This window comes from Bradyrhizobium sp. Mp27 (genome assembly GCF_029953005.1).
In the GTDB taxonomy this organism is placed as follows: domain Bacteria; phylum Pseudomonadota; class Alphaproteobacteria; order Rhizobiales; family Xanthobacteraceae; genus Bradyrhizobium; species Bradyrhizobium barranii.
Genome location: NZ_JASAUS010000003.1, coordinates 228,941 through 244,159, shown reverse-complemented (window position 1 = coordinate 244,159; position 15,219 = coordinate 228,941). Strand labels below are relative to the sequence as shown.

Below are 15,219 nucleotides of genomic sequence, written 5' to 3'. Positions count from 1 at the left end.
TCTGTAGATAGTTGCGCTCAATCGTCCGGTCGTAGCTATTATCGCGCATCGGATCGGCCTCCGGTGGAGCGATCCAATCAGCGAATTAGGGAACATGCACAATTGCGAGCGAAGCGAAGCAATCCAGAGTCGTTCCACGGCAGCAGTCCGGATTGCTTCGCTTCGCTCGCAATGACGAAAAAGCTACAGCGGCACCCCGCGATACTCCCTGTTCGCCAGGCTTGCCTCTTCCAGGTCCAGGTCGCGCTCGATCCGGCGCCGCGTCTCGTCGGTGATCTGGCCGTCGCGCAGGAGGTCGTGGATGAACTTTCGCTCGGCGACGATCAGGTCGCGAGTCAGGGCGGTGCCGGCGGCGGAGACGTCGTGATGGTTGGGGTCGAGTGAATCCGGAAGCTGGTTGACACGAATCTCGTGACGCGCGCGCAGGAGCCGCATCACCTCGTCCGATACATCCTTTTCCTCGGTCATTGCGTCGAGCGACTTCAGCGCCGCCTCGAGCGCCTGGCGGCGGGCCGCGATCTCGGCCTCGTGCTCGGCGACATGCTCGTTGCGGCCGGCCTCGGCGACACCGAGCCAGCGCACCACCGGCGGAAGCGTCAGGCCGACGCCGATCAGCGTCACGAAGATGACTCCGAAGGCGACGAACAGGATCAGGTCGCGATACGGGAAGGCCTCGCCGCCCGGCAACGTGAACGGCAGCGCCAGCGCGGCCGCCAGCGACACCGCGCCGCGCACGCCGGTGAAGGCGAGCACGAACGGCCATTGCCATGGCGGCGACGGGTCGCGCTTGCGCAGGCTCTTGCTCAATATCCGCGGCAGATAGATCGCAGGATACAGCCAGACGAAGCGTGCGATGACGATGACCGTCAGGACCACGGCGGTCGCGATCATGATATCGTCGAGCGGAAACGCCTTCGACTTCTCGTAGAGCGCGCGCATCTGGAATCCGGTGAGCAGGAACAGCAGGCCCTCGATCAGATAGATGATGAGATCCCAGAAGAAGATGCCCTGCAGGCGGGTCGACGCCGAGATCAGCAGCGGCCCGTTCCAGCTCACATAGAGGCCGCAGGCCACGGTCGCGATCACGCCGGAGCCGCCGAGATGCTCGGGCAGCCAGTAGGACACGTAGGGCGTGATCAGCGACAGCGTCAACTCGACCTGCGGATCCCTGGACCATTTGCGGAAGCGAAGGGAGAGCCAGCCAATGCCGATGCCAAAGGCGATCTCGCTGGCGACGATGAGGACAAACTCGCCGGCTGCCAGCGGCAGAGAGAAATGGCCGACCAGGATGGCCGCAAGCGCGAAGCGGTAGAGGATCAGGGCGGTCGCGTCGTTGGCGAGCCCTTCGCCCTCGAGGATGACCAGGAGCCGGCGGGGTATGTTCAGACGGCGCGCAATCGCGAGCGGCGCCACCACGTCGGGCGGCGCGACGATGGCCCCCAGCAAGAAGCCGATGGTCCAGGGCAGGCCGATCACATAATGCGTGGCCGCAGCCACCAGCGCCGCGGTGAAGATCACCGCGCCGACCGCGAGCAGCACGATCGGCCGCAGATTGTTCCTGAACTCGCGCCAGCTCATCGCGACGCTCGCCGAGTAGATCAGCGGCGGCAGCACCATCAGCAGCACCAGTTCCGGCGGCAGTTCCACCGGCGGCATGCCCGGCACGAAGGCGAGGCCGACGCCGGACAGCATCAGGAGAATGGCGGGCGCGATGTTGAAGCGGCGGGCGACCAGCGCGGTGCCGGCCAGCACCGTGAGCAGGATGAGAAAGGTCTGAAATTTCGCTGCGATCATGGCCTGTCTTGGCCCGGAAGCGGCCAAAAGGTCAATGCGTCGCGGCTCACGCCAGCCGTTCGGCCACCATGCGTCCGACGCGCGCGAACACGGCTTCGATCTGCGCGGCGTTGGGCCTGCCGCCCTGGGTATAGGCCGCGATCAGGATTGGTACATCCGCCTTGTTGTCGAGCTTGGGCCAGACGACCGCGATATCGCCCGACGCATCTTTGCCGTTGTTGCCGGTCTTGTCGCCGATCTTCCAGCCTGCCGGCAGGCCGCCGCGCAGCCGGTTGGCGCCGGTCTTGCAGCCCACCATCCATTCGGTGAGCTGGGTCCGCGAGGCCGGCGACAGTGCTTCGCCTACCACCAGCCGCTTCAGATTGCCGGCCATCGCCGCCGGCGTCGTGGTGTCCCGGGGATCGCCGGGCGGTGAGCGGTTGAGCTCGGGCTCGTTGTGGTCGAGCCGCGAGGTGGTGTCGCCGAGCGATCGCCAGAAGGCCGTGAGCGCGGCGGGGCCGCCGACCCGCGCCAAGAGCAGGTTGGCGCAGGTGTTGTCGCTGAGCTCGACGATGGCCTTGCACATGTCGGTGACCGACATCGTGCCGGCGGCGAGATTTTGTTTGGCGACCGGCGCGTAGTCGAGCAGGTCGGCCTTGCCGTAGGGGATCATGGCCGCAAGCTGCTCCTCGCCGCGATCGGCCCGCGCCAGCACGCAGGCCGCGAGCGAAGCCTTGAACGTCGAGCACATGACGAAGTGCTCGTCGGCGCGCCATGCGAGCTTCGCGCCAGTCGCGAGGTTCTCGGCATAGACCCCGATCCGCCCGCCGGTTTCGCGCTCGTAGGATTCGAGCTCCGGCGGTGCGTCTGCGGCGAGCGCGGGAGAGGCGGCCATCCAGGCGAGCGAGGCGAGCAGGGAACGGCGGTCGAGCGGCATGATGGGCGATTTCCTTTCTTCGCCTCTCCCCGCTTGCGGGGAGAGGCCGACGCGCGAAAGCGCGGCGGGTGAGGGGGACTCTCCGCGAGTCCAACTGTCACTGTGTTCGCGGAAGCAGCCCCTCACCCCAACCCTCTCCCCGTAAGAACGGGGAGAGGGAGTCTCACGGTGCGTCCCGCTCACTCCCTCAGGTCATACCGGTACGACTTCGACACGATCTGCCAGCCGTCGGCGAGCTTCATCGCCACCAGATAATCCGTGAAAAAGCGCGGCGGCAGTTGGCACCTGACCTTGATGAAGGCGGTCTTGTCGTCCGAGCGGTCGATGGTGACGATGAAATCCTCGCGCGGCTTGCCCTCGGCCTTGCCGGAAGGGCGCTTGCGCACGCGGTCGAGCCAGTCGGGCACGGTCAGCACCTGAAGCTCGCCCTTCTCGACCCAGCGCAAATCGGCGGAGGGATGGAAGATCGCGCCGAGTTTTTCGGCATCGCCCTCGTAAAGTCCGTCGAAATAGGATTGCACGACGGCTTCGACGCTCGAACGGTTCTGGCTCATGGGTCACCCCTTTGAATGATGGCTCGGGGCGAACTTAGTCGTACACATCAAAATGCGCTATGGGTGTCTGCGCCAATTGCGCGGGGACGCTGGAATGACCGGATCAGAAAATTCGAACGCTCGTATCCTCACCGGCGAATGCTATTGCCGTGCCGTGCGCTACGAGGTCGCGGACGCGTTCTCTTACGCGCTGAACTGCCACTGTTCGAATTGCCGCCGCACCACCGGCTCCGCCTTCAAGCCGTTCGCCGGGATTGTGCAGGACAAGCTGCGCATCGTCCGTGGCGAGGACCAGCGCCTCATCTATGGCGACGACACAACCCACGACGCGCACTGCACCCGCTGCGGCTCGCTGCTTTATTCCCGGGTGCGCGAGGGGAAATGGGTCCATGTCGCCATGGGAACCCTGGTTGACGCCCCCTCGATCCGCCCGAGCGCCCACATTTTCGTCGGCTCGAAGGCGCCCTGGCATGAGATCACGGACGAGCTGCCGCAATACCGGGGACACATCGGGGGTGACTGAGCGCATACTTGGCCTGCGCCAGCGAACCGCTATAGCTCTGGCGAGACTAAAGAGTTCCTTGGCAGTTCGCAGGCATCGTCTTCGTGATCTCCATCACAAATGCGATGGCGGACTCTGCTAAGGCAATCCCCAAAGGGCGACCGAATTGCTCCCGATCTCTGGAAATTCTGTCATGCGTAGCCTGCTCGGACTTTGTCCGCTTTTTCTGGCTCTCTTGTTCGGCGCTGCGCCCGCTCTCGCCGGAAAGCGCGTGGCGCTGGTCCTTGCCAACTCGTCATATCAGTACGCGCCGTCGCTCGCGAACCCCGTCAATGACGGTGCAGTGATGGCGAAGACGCTGAAGGACGCCGGCTTCGAAGTTGTGGAGTCCCGGCATGATCTGTCGGCGCTGGAGACGCGGCGCGTGCTGCGCGATTTTGCCGATGCGACGCGCGATGCCGACATCGCCGTGGTCTACTATGCCGGCCACGGCATCGAGGTCGAAGGCTCGAACTATCTGATCCCTGTTGACGCCAAGCTCGAACGCGACACCGATGTCTACGACCAGGGGCTGTCGCTCGACCGCGTCCTGGTCACGGTCAAGCCCGCCAGGCAGCTTCGCCTGGTGATCCTCGACGCCTGCCGCGATAATCCGTTCGGCAAGACCATGAAGCGCACGGTTGTCTCGCGCGGCATCGGCCGCGGCCTCGCCCAGGTCGAGCCGAACAGCCCCAACACGCTGATCGCGTATTCGGCCAAGGCCGGCTTCACGGCGCAGGACGGCGACGGCGCCAACAGCCCGTTTACGGTCGCGCTGTCGAAGCATCTGACGACGCCGGGCCTCGACGTCCGCCGCGCCTTCGGCTTCGTGCGCGACGACGTGCTCAAATCGACCGGCAACAAGCAGGAGCCGTTCGTGTACGGCTCGCTCGGCGGCGAGGACGTGCCGCTGGTGCCGGTCAAGGTGGTCGGGGCCGCTCCGGTGGCGCCTATGGCGAGCCCGCAGGCGGCCGATATCCGCCGCGACTACGAGCTCGCGCTCCAGGTTGGCAACAGGCCGGCCTGGGAGGCATTCCTGGCCCAGCATCCTGACGGCTTCTATGCGAATCTCGCCAAGCTTCAGGTCGAAAAAATCGGTGCCGAGCAGGCCCATGCGGCGGCCACCGAGAAGGCGAAGCAGGCCGAGGCCGAACGCGATCGTCTTGCCGCCCTCGGCGCGCAGAAGGATGCGCAGGCCAAGGCTGCGGCTGATGCGAAAGCCGCCGAGCAGGCGCAGTTCGCCGCGCAGAAGGCCAAGGAGCAGGTGCAGCAGCAGGCGGCCGCGGCCGAGCAGCAGCGCGTCGACCTCGCCGCCGCGGCGCCAGGTGCTGCACCCGCCAGCACGGCGAGCCCCGCCGGCACCAGCGTCGCTTCGCTGACGCCGACGACCACGCCGGTCGACCTCAGCCGCTTGGTGCAGACCGAGCTCGGCCGCGTCGGCTGCTTCTCCGGGCAGGCCGATGGCAACTGGAATACAACTTCGCGGCGCTCGCTGTCGCAGTTCAACCGTTACGCCGGCACCAAGCTCGACGTGAAAGTGGCGAGCACCGATGCGCTCGATACCGTCAAGTCAAAGCCGTCGCGCGTCTGCCCGCTGGTCTGCGAGCACGGCTTCAAGGCCGACGGCGACACGTGCACGAAGATCGTTTGCCGTGAGGGCTATGCGATCAACGACGACAATGCGTGCGAGAAGCAGCGCGTCGCCAAACCTGCGACGGCCAAGCCCGCAACTGCCAAGCGCGACGACGGCGATGAGCGTCCCACACGGCAGCGCCGTCAGGCCGGTGGCGCGGCGGGCGGCTATGGCGCCGCCGCGGGCATTGCGGCTGCCGCGGGCGCCGGCCGCGCCTCGGGTGGCGGGCAGATTTTCTGCAATGGCGGCAGCTGCCGCCCGGTCAACCGCGGCTGTCATCTCGAATATCGCGGCGGCGGCGGCCCCGGCAACGACGCCAATGCCGAGGTGTGCAACTAGGATCGCGCCATCGACGCCGTCGTCTCGGCGCTTGCCGGGACGACGTCAGTTCGAGATCGCGCTTGCCGCGATGTTCACTGTCAGCGCCAGCAGCGCCGTGTTGTAGATGAACGACACGATGCCATGCGCGGTCGCGGTGCGGCGGATGGTCTTGTCGGTGATGCCGACGTCGGAGACCTGCGCGGTCATGCCGATCACGAACGAGAAATAGACGAAGTCCCAATAATCGGCGTGATCTTCCTTATCGCCGCTCGGAAACTGCAATCCGCCCGGCGGGTGCCGGTAATAATCATGGGCGTAATGCAGCGCGAAGGTCGTGTGCACGGCGGCCCATGACAGCGCGATGGTGGCGATCGCGATGGTCAACTCCCACGCCCCGCGATGCGGCGTGCCGAGCTCAGACATGATCGCTGCGATGCTGGCGAAGGCGCCGATCGCCGTCACCAGCAGGATCACGAAGCGGCCGTCGTCCTGCATTGCGGCACTACGGCGGATGTGCTGCTGGTCGTTGCACAGCATCATCGCGTAGACCAGCACGAGATAAACCGCGATCAACGCATCCCAGCCGAACAGCAGCCGCGTCACCAGCCGGTGCGATCCCGGCAGCAGCAAGCAGACCAGGAGGCCGGCAGCGAGCGCGATAAAGGTGCGCGGCCGCGCATAGATCAGCCGCATCGGCCGCGACATCTTGCGGAAGCGGACGAGGACGGGATCGTCTTTGTCGGTGGCCATGATGGCTCCAGCCCTCTCGCTCAACTCTCGTTGTCGCCGCAGCGGCGGCCTGTTCCCGCGCCCCGCTTGCGGCGAGAGGGTTGGGGTGAGGGGGCGCCTCCGCAAGGACGGTGAGAGCTGGATTCGCGGAGGCTCCCTCTCACCCGATATTCAAGCCGCGCTTGAATATCGACCTCTCCCCGCAAGCGGGGCGAGGTAAAGATCGTGCATTACATCAGTTCTTCCGCTCGGCGACGAAGCGCGCGGCGGCTTGCAGCACGGCGGCGCGGTCGCCGAAGATCGACACGGCGCCGTCGGCCCGCGCGAGCAGGTCGCGCACGCGCTGCTTGGCGCCTTCGATGCCGAGCTGGGTGACGAATGTGGTCTTGCCGAGTGCGGCATCGGCGCCGGCCGGCTTGCCGAGGGCCGCCGCATCGCCTTCAACGTCGAGCAGATCGTCGGCGATCTGGAAGGCCTCGCCGAGCGCGCGGCCGTAATCGTCGAGCGCCTGATATTCCTTTTGCGAGGCCTGGCCGAGGATCGCGCCCGCGATGCAGCCGTAGCGCAGCAGCGCACCGGTCTTCATCTGCTGAATGCGGGCGACATCGATCGGCTCGTTGCCGCCAAAGCGGCCTTCGCCGGCGAGATCGAGAATCTGGCCGCCGACCATGCCGCCGATGCCGGCGCAGCGCGCCAGCGCGCGCGTCAGCAGGAGGCGCACATTGGCGTCGCGGTGGATCTCATCGCGGGTGATGATGTCGAAGGCGAGCGTCAACAGGCCGTCGCCGGCGAGGATCGCGGTCGCGTCATCGGTCTTCTTGTGCAGGGTGGGGCGGCCGCGACGCAGGTCCGAATTGTCCATCGCCGGCAAATCGTCATGGATGAGCGAATAGCAGTGGATGCATTCGAGCGCGGCGCCGGCGAGCAGGGCAGCCTCGCGGGGAACGCCGAATACGGCGGCGCTCTCGACCACCAGGAACGGCCGCAGACGCTTGCCGCCGTTGAGGCTCGAATAGCGCATTGCGTCCATCAGTCGCTTGGGACGGGCGATCTCATCGTGCAGGATGTCGTCCGCGAGCAGGCGTCCAAGCAGGGCTTCGGTGTCATCAGCGGTCTTGTCCAGGCGTTTGGCGAAATCGGACGGGGACGTGCCGGTCATCAAGAAGGGCTCCAGAACTAAAATTCGGCGGGACAATCCTTTATGCGCCCGCCCCAGTCAATCGTTTGGAAGGCCTAAAAAGTGCTGGAAAAGGCCCGAATTATCACAGACTTAATGGCGGGATCCGTGGCCGCGTTTCATTTTGCGCCGGAAAGGTCGATTTGCGCATCGTCAAGATCCTGCTGGTAGCGCTCGTGGTCGTGGCTCTCGCGCCCTACGTGATCGCGCCGTTCTACCGCACCGGCCATCCGGTTTCGACGCTGATGGCCTGGCGGTCGCTCCGGGGCGCGCCGATGCATCGGGAGTGGATTGATCTGGCCGCGATGTCGCCCTCACTGCTGCGATCGGTGGTGGCGGCCGAGGACGCCCATTTCTGCAAGCATCATGGCATCGACTGGGGCGCGCTGCGCGAGGCGATCGACGATGCGAAGGAGGACGGTACGCCCTTCCGGGGCGCCTCCACCATCACCCAGCAGGTGGCAAAAAACCTGTTCCTCTGGCAGGGGCGGGATTTCGTCCGCAAGGCGCTGGAATTCCCGCTGGCGCTGTGGATCGATCTCGTCCTGCCCAAGGCGCGAATCCTCGAGATTTACCTCAACATTGCCGAGCTCGGTCCCCAAGGCCAGTTCGGGGTCGAGACGGCCAGCGCCTATGCCTTCGGCAAGTCAGCGGCCAACCTCTCACCCCGGGAGGCGGCACTTCTGGCCTCGATCCTGCCCAATCCGGTCAAACGGAGCGCCCGGACCCCCGGGCCTGGCGTCCGGCGGCTGGCGGGGACCTATGTGGCGAGGGCGCAGGCGAACTCGCTTTTGATCTGCTGGCGGGAAAATCGCTGATTTTGGGCCCTTTTCGGACGTATTTTCCGGTCCAAGAGCCTAGATTTACGGCCAGCCTTCCTCTATAAGCCCGGCCTTGATCGGCATTCAGCTCGCCTCGGTTTGCGGGTGCTGAGCCGTCCCCTCGCGGACGATGCCCTGACAACACCAATCCCTAGAGGATATTGAAATGGCCGTTCCGAGAAGAAAAACCTCGCCGTCGCGTCGTGGCATGCGCCGCTCGGCAGACGCCATCAAGAAGCCGACCTATGCGGAAGACAAGGACTCCGGCGAGCTCCGTCGTCCGCACCATCTCGACCTCAAGACCGGCATGTACAAGGGCCGTCAGGTCCTGAAGAAGAAAGAGTCCTGAATTTAGGACCTTTCTTCGGGCAGGATCATTTCGCCTGCCTGATTTCGGCCACCCAATGAGATATGACAATGACGGCGGCGGAGCTAATGCTTCGCGGCCGCATTGTCCTGTCCGGATATCTTGATCGAGAAGGCATTTCGCCGATGGTCGGTTTCCCGCTGCTCCTGATCCCGCTCGCGGTCTACAACATCATCGCCTTCCTGATGCCGACCGTGTCCTTTACGGACGTGCTGTTCAAGGTGCCGATGATCACGGGCGAGACCTGGCCGGTCACGCTTGCCGACGTGATGCTCGCGCTCGGTATCGTGTTGCTGCTGCTAGAGGTGGTCAAAGGCGCGCGGCCCGGCTCGAAATTCCTGATGGATCATCTGCTGTCGCTGATCGTGTTCGGTGCTGCCGCGGCCGAATTCGTGATGTGGCCCAAGTTCGGCAACTCGACCTATTTCCTGCTGGTACTGCTCGCGATGGCCGATTTCCTCGGCGGTATTGCCCAGCGCACGCGCCGCCGCGTCACCTATGTCGCGGAGACGACAGTGCCGGCGCCGCGCAAGGCCAAGCGCCAGGCCGAAGCGGCAGCGGACGACGCGGCGCCCGAACCCAAGTTCGAGCCGGTGTCTGCGCCGGCGGTGCCACCCGCGCCGTCAGCGCAGTCGGTCGCCGAATCCGTGCTGAAGGATCATCCCGCGCCGAAGCCGGTGAACCCGTCCTCGCCGGAAATTCCCTCGCCGGATTTGCAACCGGGCAACGGCACGCCGCCGTCTCCCGACGCGCCGCGCTGATCGTGAGCCGCTGCCGCAATGGCGGTGCGCTCCCTCGCCCCGCTTGCGCGGAGAGGTGAAGGGCTCCACCTCTCTCAGCAAATTCGTCGTGCTTAAGCCACCTGTCGCGTGCGCGCGGTGACGGTTCCGAGCGGGTGCTTGTCGCCATAGGCCATCTGCGCATCCTCGGACGAGGCGCGGCGGAGCCGGCTGGACTGGGGCAGGTGCTCGGCGTTGGCGATGAGTTGGGTGACGAAGCTCGGATCGGGACGGGGCAGCGGCGCCTTGTGGACCCACTGCAACGTCGGCAGCAGCGGCACCAGGGCCGTGCCCGTGCCGTTGTCCGCGCAGTCCGATCGATCAGTACTTAACATCGCAATCACCGTTGATCCGGCGAGGCCTGTCGCGTTTCGAGACGCTGGCGCCGGTGCGTGTCATGTACTCGCAAGGCCTATGCCGGCCGGGCCGGTTTGGTTCCGCGGGCCTGCGAAACATGGTTTCCAAATTGTTTATGAACTTTGCCTAGAGTCGGAGTCGAATCTGGCCGTATTCTGTGCCGACTCAGGACTCCCTGCTGTCCCGAAACGAGGCGATTTTGACCCCTGCATTGCCGCAAGCCTCCGACATCCTGGCCGCTCTTGGTCAGGCCGTTTTCGCCTGGGACATCGCCAGCGATTCCATCGTGTGGGGTGAGCAGGTTGCCAGCGTCTTTCCCGGCATCCCGCCCGAGCGGCTCGCGACCGGCGCCGAATTCGCCAAGCTGATCGAGCCCGCGCAGACGCTGCGGACCGCCGCGCTGGCGCAGACCTCGCCGGTGCACGGCGCCGACGGCACGCCCTACCGGGTCGAATACGGCGTGCGCATGAGCGCCGCCGATCCCGTGGTCTGGATCGAGGAGACCGGCCGCTGGTTCGCCGGCCCCGATGGCCGCCCGGTGCGCGCGATCGGCTCCGTCCGCATCAACAATGAGCGCCACGCCCGCGACGAGGAATTGACCAAGCTGGCTCGGCTCGATCCCCTGACCGGCGAGCTCAATCGTTCCCACCTGATCGCGGCGCTGGCCGAGGCGATCGAGGAGACGACCCGCTTCCGCTCGACCGCGGCCTTCATGCTGGTCGGCATCGATCATCTCGCCCGCGTCAACGACGCCTTCGGCTTCGATGTCGCGGACGCCGTGATCCTCGACGTGGCCAAGCGCATCCGCGCCCGCTTGCGCGGCGGCGACGTGCTCGGCCGTTTCTCCGGCAACAAGTTCGGCCTGATCCTGAAGAACTGCACCGTCGATGACATGAACGTCGCCGCCGAGCGCTTCCTTGCCGGTATCCGCGACGAGGTGGTGCCGACCAAATCCGGGCCGGTCTCGGTCACGGCGTCGATCGGCGCGGTCAGCGTGCCGCGCTATGCCCGCAACACCGACGAGGCCGTCAATCGCGCCCATGAGACGCTGGACGCGGCAAAACAACGCCGCGTCGGCTCGTTCGCGGCGTGGCGTCCGGATGCCGCGCGGGACGCACAGCGCCGCGTCAACATCCGCGTCACCGACGAGATCGTCACCGCGCTGAACGAGCGCCGCATCAAGCTCGCCTATGAGCCGGTGGTCGCGGCCGCCTCGCGCGACTGCGCGTTCCACGAATGCCTGGTGCGGATGGACCAGGGCGACGGCCAGGTGCTGCTCGCGCCCGACATCGTGCCGGTCGCCGAACGGCTCGGCCTGATCCGCCTGGTCGATCACCGCGTGCTCGAGCTCGTGGTCGCCGAGCTCGCGGCCGCGCCCGACATCTGCCTCAGCCTCAACATCTCGCCCGATACGACGATGGATCCGGACTGGTGGGCGGGAATTGAGTCGCTGATGCTGGCTCACCCGGGCGTCGCCGAGCGGTTGATCGTCGAGATCACCGAGACGGTCGCGATCCAGGACATCGATGACGTGCGCGGCTTCGTCACGCGGCTGAAGAATTTCGGCAGCCGCATCGCCATCGACGATTTCGGCGCCGGCTACACTTCATTCCGAAACCTGCGCAAGCTCGGCGTCGACATCGTCAAGATCGACGGTGCCTTCGTGCAGAATATCACCCGTTCCGCCGACGACCGCGCCTTCGTGCAGACCCTGATCGACCTCGCCCGCCGCCTCGACATCAAGACGGTCGCCGAGTGGGTGCAGGACGAAGAGGCCGCCGCCATGCTGCGTGACTGGGGCTGCGACTACATCCAGGGCCGCCTGATCGGCCTCGCCTCAGCCGACCGCCCATGGGGCACGCCGCCGGACAGCGCGCTGCCTGCGGCAGGCTGAGACACCGTAGATATCGTAGGGTAGGCGAAGCGGCTTGTCCGCCGTAGCTCGAAGTGCGAAGGCGCGAAGCGCGCCCACCCCTCGCGCCACATTCCTCCGTCATTGCGAGCGCAGCGAAGCAATCCAGAATCTTTCCGCGGCGGCAGTCTGGATTGCTTCGCTGCGCTCGCAATGACGATGAGGCTGCTACCCCACGCAAATACCGGGCACCGCAACCTTCTGGAACAGATGCGGGCTCGCCACTGCGGATGAGGGGTAGGCGGCGATCTTTGCGCGGAATTCCGGGTGGGTGAAAGCGGCGCGGAAATGCGCGTTGGATTCCCACACCGCGTAATTCAGATAGGTCGGGCTGTCGCCGACGGCGCGGTGAAGCTGGGTGGAGATGAAACCGGGCTGGCGCTTCATGAAGGCGGCGTCGTCCTGCCACGTCTTGAGGAAGCTCTGCTCATCCTCGGCGTCGAGCGTGAACACGTTGACGAGCACCACGGGGCCGGTTTCGAGCGCGATCTGACGGTCGATCGGGAAGGTAGGGTCGAGGGGGCGCATGAGGGGCATGACATTGCTCCGGTCAATTTGGTGTCATAATGTCAATTCGACAGTCCCGGATATAGCTAATTGACATCATGATGTCAATGCGGAGCAGTAGTGCCAAATGAACAAGACCAAACGGACCCCGGCGGGCGAAGCCCTGACCGGCCTTATCCTCGACCTGTTCCGCGCCAACAGCCTGCTTCTGACCGCCGGCGACCGGCTGGTGACGTCGCTCGGCCTCACCAGTGCGCGCTGGCAGATCCTGGGGGCGATCGCCGACGCCGAGCGCCCGGAGCCGGTCGCCTGGCTCGCCCGCAATCTCGGCGCCAATCGCCAGAACGTGCAGCGCATCGTCAACGACCTCGAGCGGGATGGTCTCGTCGTGTTCGAGACCAACCCGCATCACCGCCGTGCCCAGCTCGTGGTCCTCACCGACAAGGGCAGGCAGGTCTACGACGCCGCCGGCCGGTTGCAGGTCCCCTGGGTCAACGGCCTTGCGGATGGATTGTCGGTCAGGGATATCGACGTGGCCCATCGCGTCGTGACCGCACTGCGAGCCGGTCTGAAAGACGCCGGTGAAGCGAACGAATAAGCAAGCGAGGCGCCGGGGGACACGAGGCGTACATCGTGTGAGCCCATTTCGGACTCAAATCCGCCGCCGACTCAATCGATGTATCCAAATGCGGTTGGAGGCATGTCCTGAGTTGGGGAATTTGCCATGAGTGATGAAGATTTAATGCGTCATAAGAGACAGAAGCTGATTTCCACTGCCGAAGATATCGTGCGTGACGAGTCTTTCGAACTCTTGTCGCAGCAGCTCTGCGAAGGCGCTAGCTTTTCGGACGATGAATCCCCGTCGAACGACGTTTTTTTGCTTCTTGAGGAGAATGCGCGGCTTCGTGCGCTTGCCATCAGCCTTTCCAGCCTGGTCGGAGACCTCTCCGAACGGGAGTGGAGCAATGCGCTCGCATCGGCCGATCGTGCCACGCTCAATCGCCTGAGGTCGTGTCGGGCGTAACGATAGAGAGAGCGGCGGGGTGAAGCGGAGCGTCACGCCACGCGCCTGACCGCGTTCAGTCGCTCGATCGTGTGGCCGACCTCTGCCGCCGGGCACGGCCTGCCGAAATAATAGCTGCACCGCGGTGCAGCCGCATTCGCGCACGAAGTTGAGCTGTTCGATCGGTGGTCTCGACGCCGAGTCGTAGGGGCGGCGAAGCGTGCCCGCCGTTCGCGTCACGCGGTTGGTGGGCACGGCGCAAGCGCGCCTTTGCCCACCCTACGAGACTGCAGATTTCCTCACGCCCCCTCGTCCAGCGCTACCAGCTCGCGCTTTTTGCGCAGTGCGGGCAACAGGGGCGCGATCAGCAGCACCATCGCCAGCGCAAGGCACGTCGCCGAGATCGGCCGCTGCACGAAGGTCCAGAGATCGCCCTGCGACAGGATCAGCGATTTTCGCAGATTGTTTTCCAGCATCGGCCCGAGCACGAACGCCAGCACCAGCGGCGCCGGTTCGTAGCCGAGCTTGCGCATGAAATAGCCGATGATGCCGAACGCGATCATCACATAGACGTCGAACACGTTGTTGCTCGAACAGTACACGCCGAGAATCGTGAACAGGATGATCAGGGGGAACAGGATGTTGTAGGGCAGCTTCAAGAGCTGCACCCACATGCCGATCATCGGCAGATTGAGGATCAGCAGCATGACGTTGCCGATATACATGCTGGCGACGATGCCCCAGAACAGGCCGGGGTTTTGCGTGATCAGCAGCGGCCCCGGCTGGAGGCCGTGGATCACGAAGGCTCCTAACAGCAGCGCCATCACCACGTTCGGCGGGATGCCCAAGGTCATCAGCGGAATGAAGGCGCCGCCGGCCGCCGCGTTGTTGGCGGACTCGGGGCCTGCGACACCCTCGATCGCGCCATGGCCAAAACGCTCTGGTGATTTCGATAGCCGCTTCTCCAGCGCGTAGGAGGCGAACGAGGCCACCACCGCGCCGCCGCCCGGCAGGATGCCGAGTAAAAAGCCGAGCAGCGTGCCGCGCGCCACCGGGCCGGCGCTCGCCTGCCAATCGGCCTTGTTGGGCAACAGCTGCGTAATCTTGGCGTTGATGATGTCGCGCTTGATCGCCTGCTCGGTGTTGAGCAGTACCTCGGCGACGCCGAACAGGCCCATCACGACGGGCACGAGACCGATACCGTCGATCAGCTCCATGCGGCCGAATGTCAGCCGCGGCTGCGCCGTGATGCTGTCGAGCCCGATCAGTCCGAGCACGACGCCAATGCACGCCATCAAAAGCGCCTTCGGCATCGAGCCCTGGGTCAGGAAGGTGAGCACCACGAGGCCGAGCACCATCAGACTGAAATACTCGGCCGGGCCGAACGCGATCGCGATGCCGGCAAGTCGTGGCGCCACCAGCATCAGTGCGACCAGCGCAAACGTGCCGGCGATGAAGGAGCCGAACGCGGAGATGCCGAGCGCCGGGCCCGCGCGACCCTGCTTCGCCATCTGGTGGCCGTCGATGCAGGTGACGACGGAGGCGGCTTCGCCGGGGATATTGACCAGGATCGAGGTGGTCGAGCCGCCATACATCGAGCCGTAATAGATGCCGGCCATCATGATGATGCCGGATTCCGGCGTGCCCGACAGCGTCACGGGCAGCAGCAGCGACATCGCCGAGATCGGCCCGATGCCGGGCAGCACCCCGACCAGCGTGCCGATGAAGACGCCGATGAAGCAATAGAGCAGATTGATCGGCAGCAGCGCGACGCCAAACCCATGCGCGACGTTGAGAAGCGTATCCAT

Annotated in this window: 16 protein-coding genes; 8 read left to right on the top strand and 8 right to left on the bottom strand. The window is 65.3% G+C overall.

Translation table 11 applies throughout. The features are described 5' to 3' along the window. Positions 1–183: 183 nt before the first annotated feature. From QJT78_RS04035 to QJT78_RS04025, 3 genes are all read right to left on the bottom strand, one after another. Complete coding sequence (locus tag QJT78_RS04035; RefSeq protein WP_038942200.1) at positions 184–1,794, bottom strand: Na+/H+ antiporter; 1,611 nt, start codon at positions 1,792–1,794, stop codon at positions 184–186. A 46-nt stretch (positions 1,795–1,840) separates the two neighbouring features. Continuing rightward, positions 1,841–2,710: a class A beta-lactamase gene (gene bla / locus QJT78_RS04030; protein WP_028149145.1), complete on the bottom strand. Its 870-nt coding sequence runs from the start codon at positions 2,708–2,710 to the stop codon at positions 1,841–1,843. 179 nt (positions 2,711–2,889) lie between these two features. Next, positions 2,890–3,264, bottom strand: a complete 375-nt coding sequence (locus tag QJT78_RS04025) for a nuclear transport factor 2 family protein (RefSeq protein ID WP_007598116.1) — start codon at positions 3,262–3,264, stop codon at positions 2,890–2,892. 94 nt (positions 3,265–3,358) lie between these two features. Here QJT78_RS04025 and QJT78_RS04020 point away from each other — a divergent pair, with 94 nt between their 5' ends. Both QJT78_RS04020 and QJT78_RS04015 read left to right on the top strand, forming a co-directional pair. Continuing rightward, positions 3,359–3,787, top strand: coding sequence for a GFA family protein (locus QJT78_RS04020; RefSeq protein WP_028149144.1), 429 nt, complete (start codon positions 3,359–3,361; stop codon positions 3,785–3,787). Between the two features lie 172 nt (positions 3,788–3,959). After that, complete coding sequence (locus QJT78_RS04015) at positions 3,960–5,777, top strand: caspase family protein (protein ID WP_028149143.1); 1,818 nt, start codon at positions 3,960–3,962, stop codon at positions 5,775–5,777. 45 nt (positions 5,778–5,822) lie between these two features. Here the strand turns inward: QJT78_RS04015 and QJT78_RS04010 are convergent, their stop codons facing one another. Both QJT78_RS04010 and QJT78_RS04005 read right to left on the bottom strand, forming a co-directional pair. Further along, entirely contained in the window at positions 5,823–6,509 is a 687-nt protein-coding gene (locus QJT78_RS04010) for a DUF1345 domain-containing protein (RefSeq protein ID WP_028149142.1), read from the bottom strand. Between the two features lie 214 nt (positions 6,510–6,723). Beyond that, positions 6,724–7,647, bottom strand: a complete 924-nt coding sequence (locus tag QJT78_RS04005; RefSeq protein WP_028149141.1) for a polyprenyl synthetase family protein — start codon at positions 7,645–7,647, stop codon at positions 6,724–6,726. A 161-nt stretch (positions 7,648–7,808) separates the two neighbouring features. On the opposite strand from QJT78_RS04005, the gene mtgA reads away from it, so the two are divergent. The 3 genes from mtgA (at position 7,809) to QJT78_RS03990 (ending at position 9,614) form a co-directional block, all read left to right on the top strand. Next, entirely contained in the window at positions 7,809–8,483 is a 675-nt protein-coding gene (gene mtgA / locus QJT78_RS04000; protein WP_028149140.1) for a monofunctional biosynthetic peptidoglycan transglycosylase, read from the top strand. A 169-nt stretch (positions 8,484–8,652) separates the two neighbouring features. Then, positions 8,653–8,835, top strand: coding sequence for a 50S ribosomal protein L32 (rpmF, locus tag QJT78_RS03995; protein ID WP_028149139.1), 183 nt, complete (start codon positions 8,653–8,655; stop codon positions 8,833–8,835). Positions 8,836–8,978: 143 nt separating this feature from the next. After that, positions 8,979–9,614, top strand: coding sequence for a hypothetical protein (locus QJT78_RS03990; protein ID WP_028149138.1), 636 nt, complete (start codon positions 8,979–8,981; stop codon positions 9,612–9,614). A gap of 92 nt (positions 9,615–9,706) precedes the next feature. On the opposite strand, the gene QJT78_RS03985 is transcribed toward QJT78_RS03990, so the two are convergent. Then, positions 9,707–9,967 (bottom strand): hypothetical protein, encoded by a 261-nt coding sequence (locus QJT78_RS03985; RefSeq protein ID WP_038942197.1) that lies wholly within the window; start codon positions 9,965–9,967, stop codon positions 9,707–9,709. Positions 9,968–10,188: 221 nt separating this feature from the next. Between QJT78_RS03985 and QJT78_RS03980 the strand changes: the two genes are divergently transcribed. Further along, the gene (locus QJT78_RS03980; protein ID WP_028149137.1) at positions 10,189–11,883 is read left to right on the top strand and encodes a bifunctional diguanylate cyclase/phosphodiesterase; all 1,695 of its coding nucleotides are present in this window, start codon (positions 10,189–10,191) and stop codon (positions 11,881–11,883) included. 186 nt (positions 11,884–12,069) lie between these two features. Here the strand turns inward: QJT78_RS03980 and QJT78_RS03975 are convergent, their stop codons facing one another. Beyond that, positions 12,070–12,438 carry an antibiotic biosynthesis monooxygenase family protein gene (locus tag QJT78_RS03975; protein ID WP_028149136.1) on the bottom strand — a complete coding sequence of 123 codons (369 nt, stop codon included), beginning with the start codon at positions 12,436–12,438 and terminating at the stop codon, positions 12,070–12,072. 97 nt (positions 12,439–12,535) lie between these two features. Between QJT78_RS03975 and QJT78_RS03970 the strand changes: the two genes are divergently transcribed. After that, positions 12,536–13,006, top strand: coding sequence for a MarR family winged helix-turn-helix transcriptional regulator (locus QJT78_RS03970; RefSeq protein ID WP_028149135.1), 471 nt, complete (start codon positions 12,536–12,538; stop codon positions 13,004–13,006). 126 nt (positions 13,007–13,132) lie between these two features. Further along, a complete protein-coding gene (locus tag QJT78_RS03965) occupies positions 13,133–13,432 on the top strand; it encodes a hypothetical protein (protein WP_038942196.1) in 300 nt (99 codons plus the stop codon). 278 nt (positions 13,433–13,710) lie between these two features. Here the strand turns inward: QJT78_RS03965 and QJT78_RS03960 are convergent, their stop codons facing one another. After that, entirely contained in the window at positions 13,711–15,219 is a 1,509-nt protein-coding gene (locus QJT78_RS03960; RefSeq protein WP_028149133.1) for a tripartite tricarboxylate transporter permease, read from the bottom strand.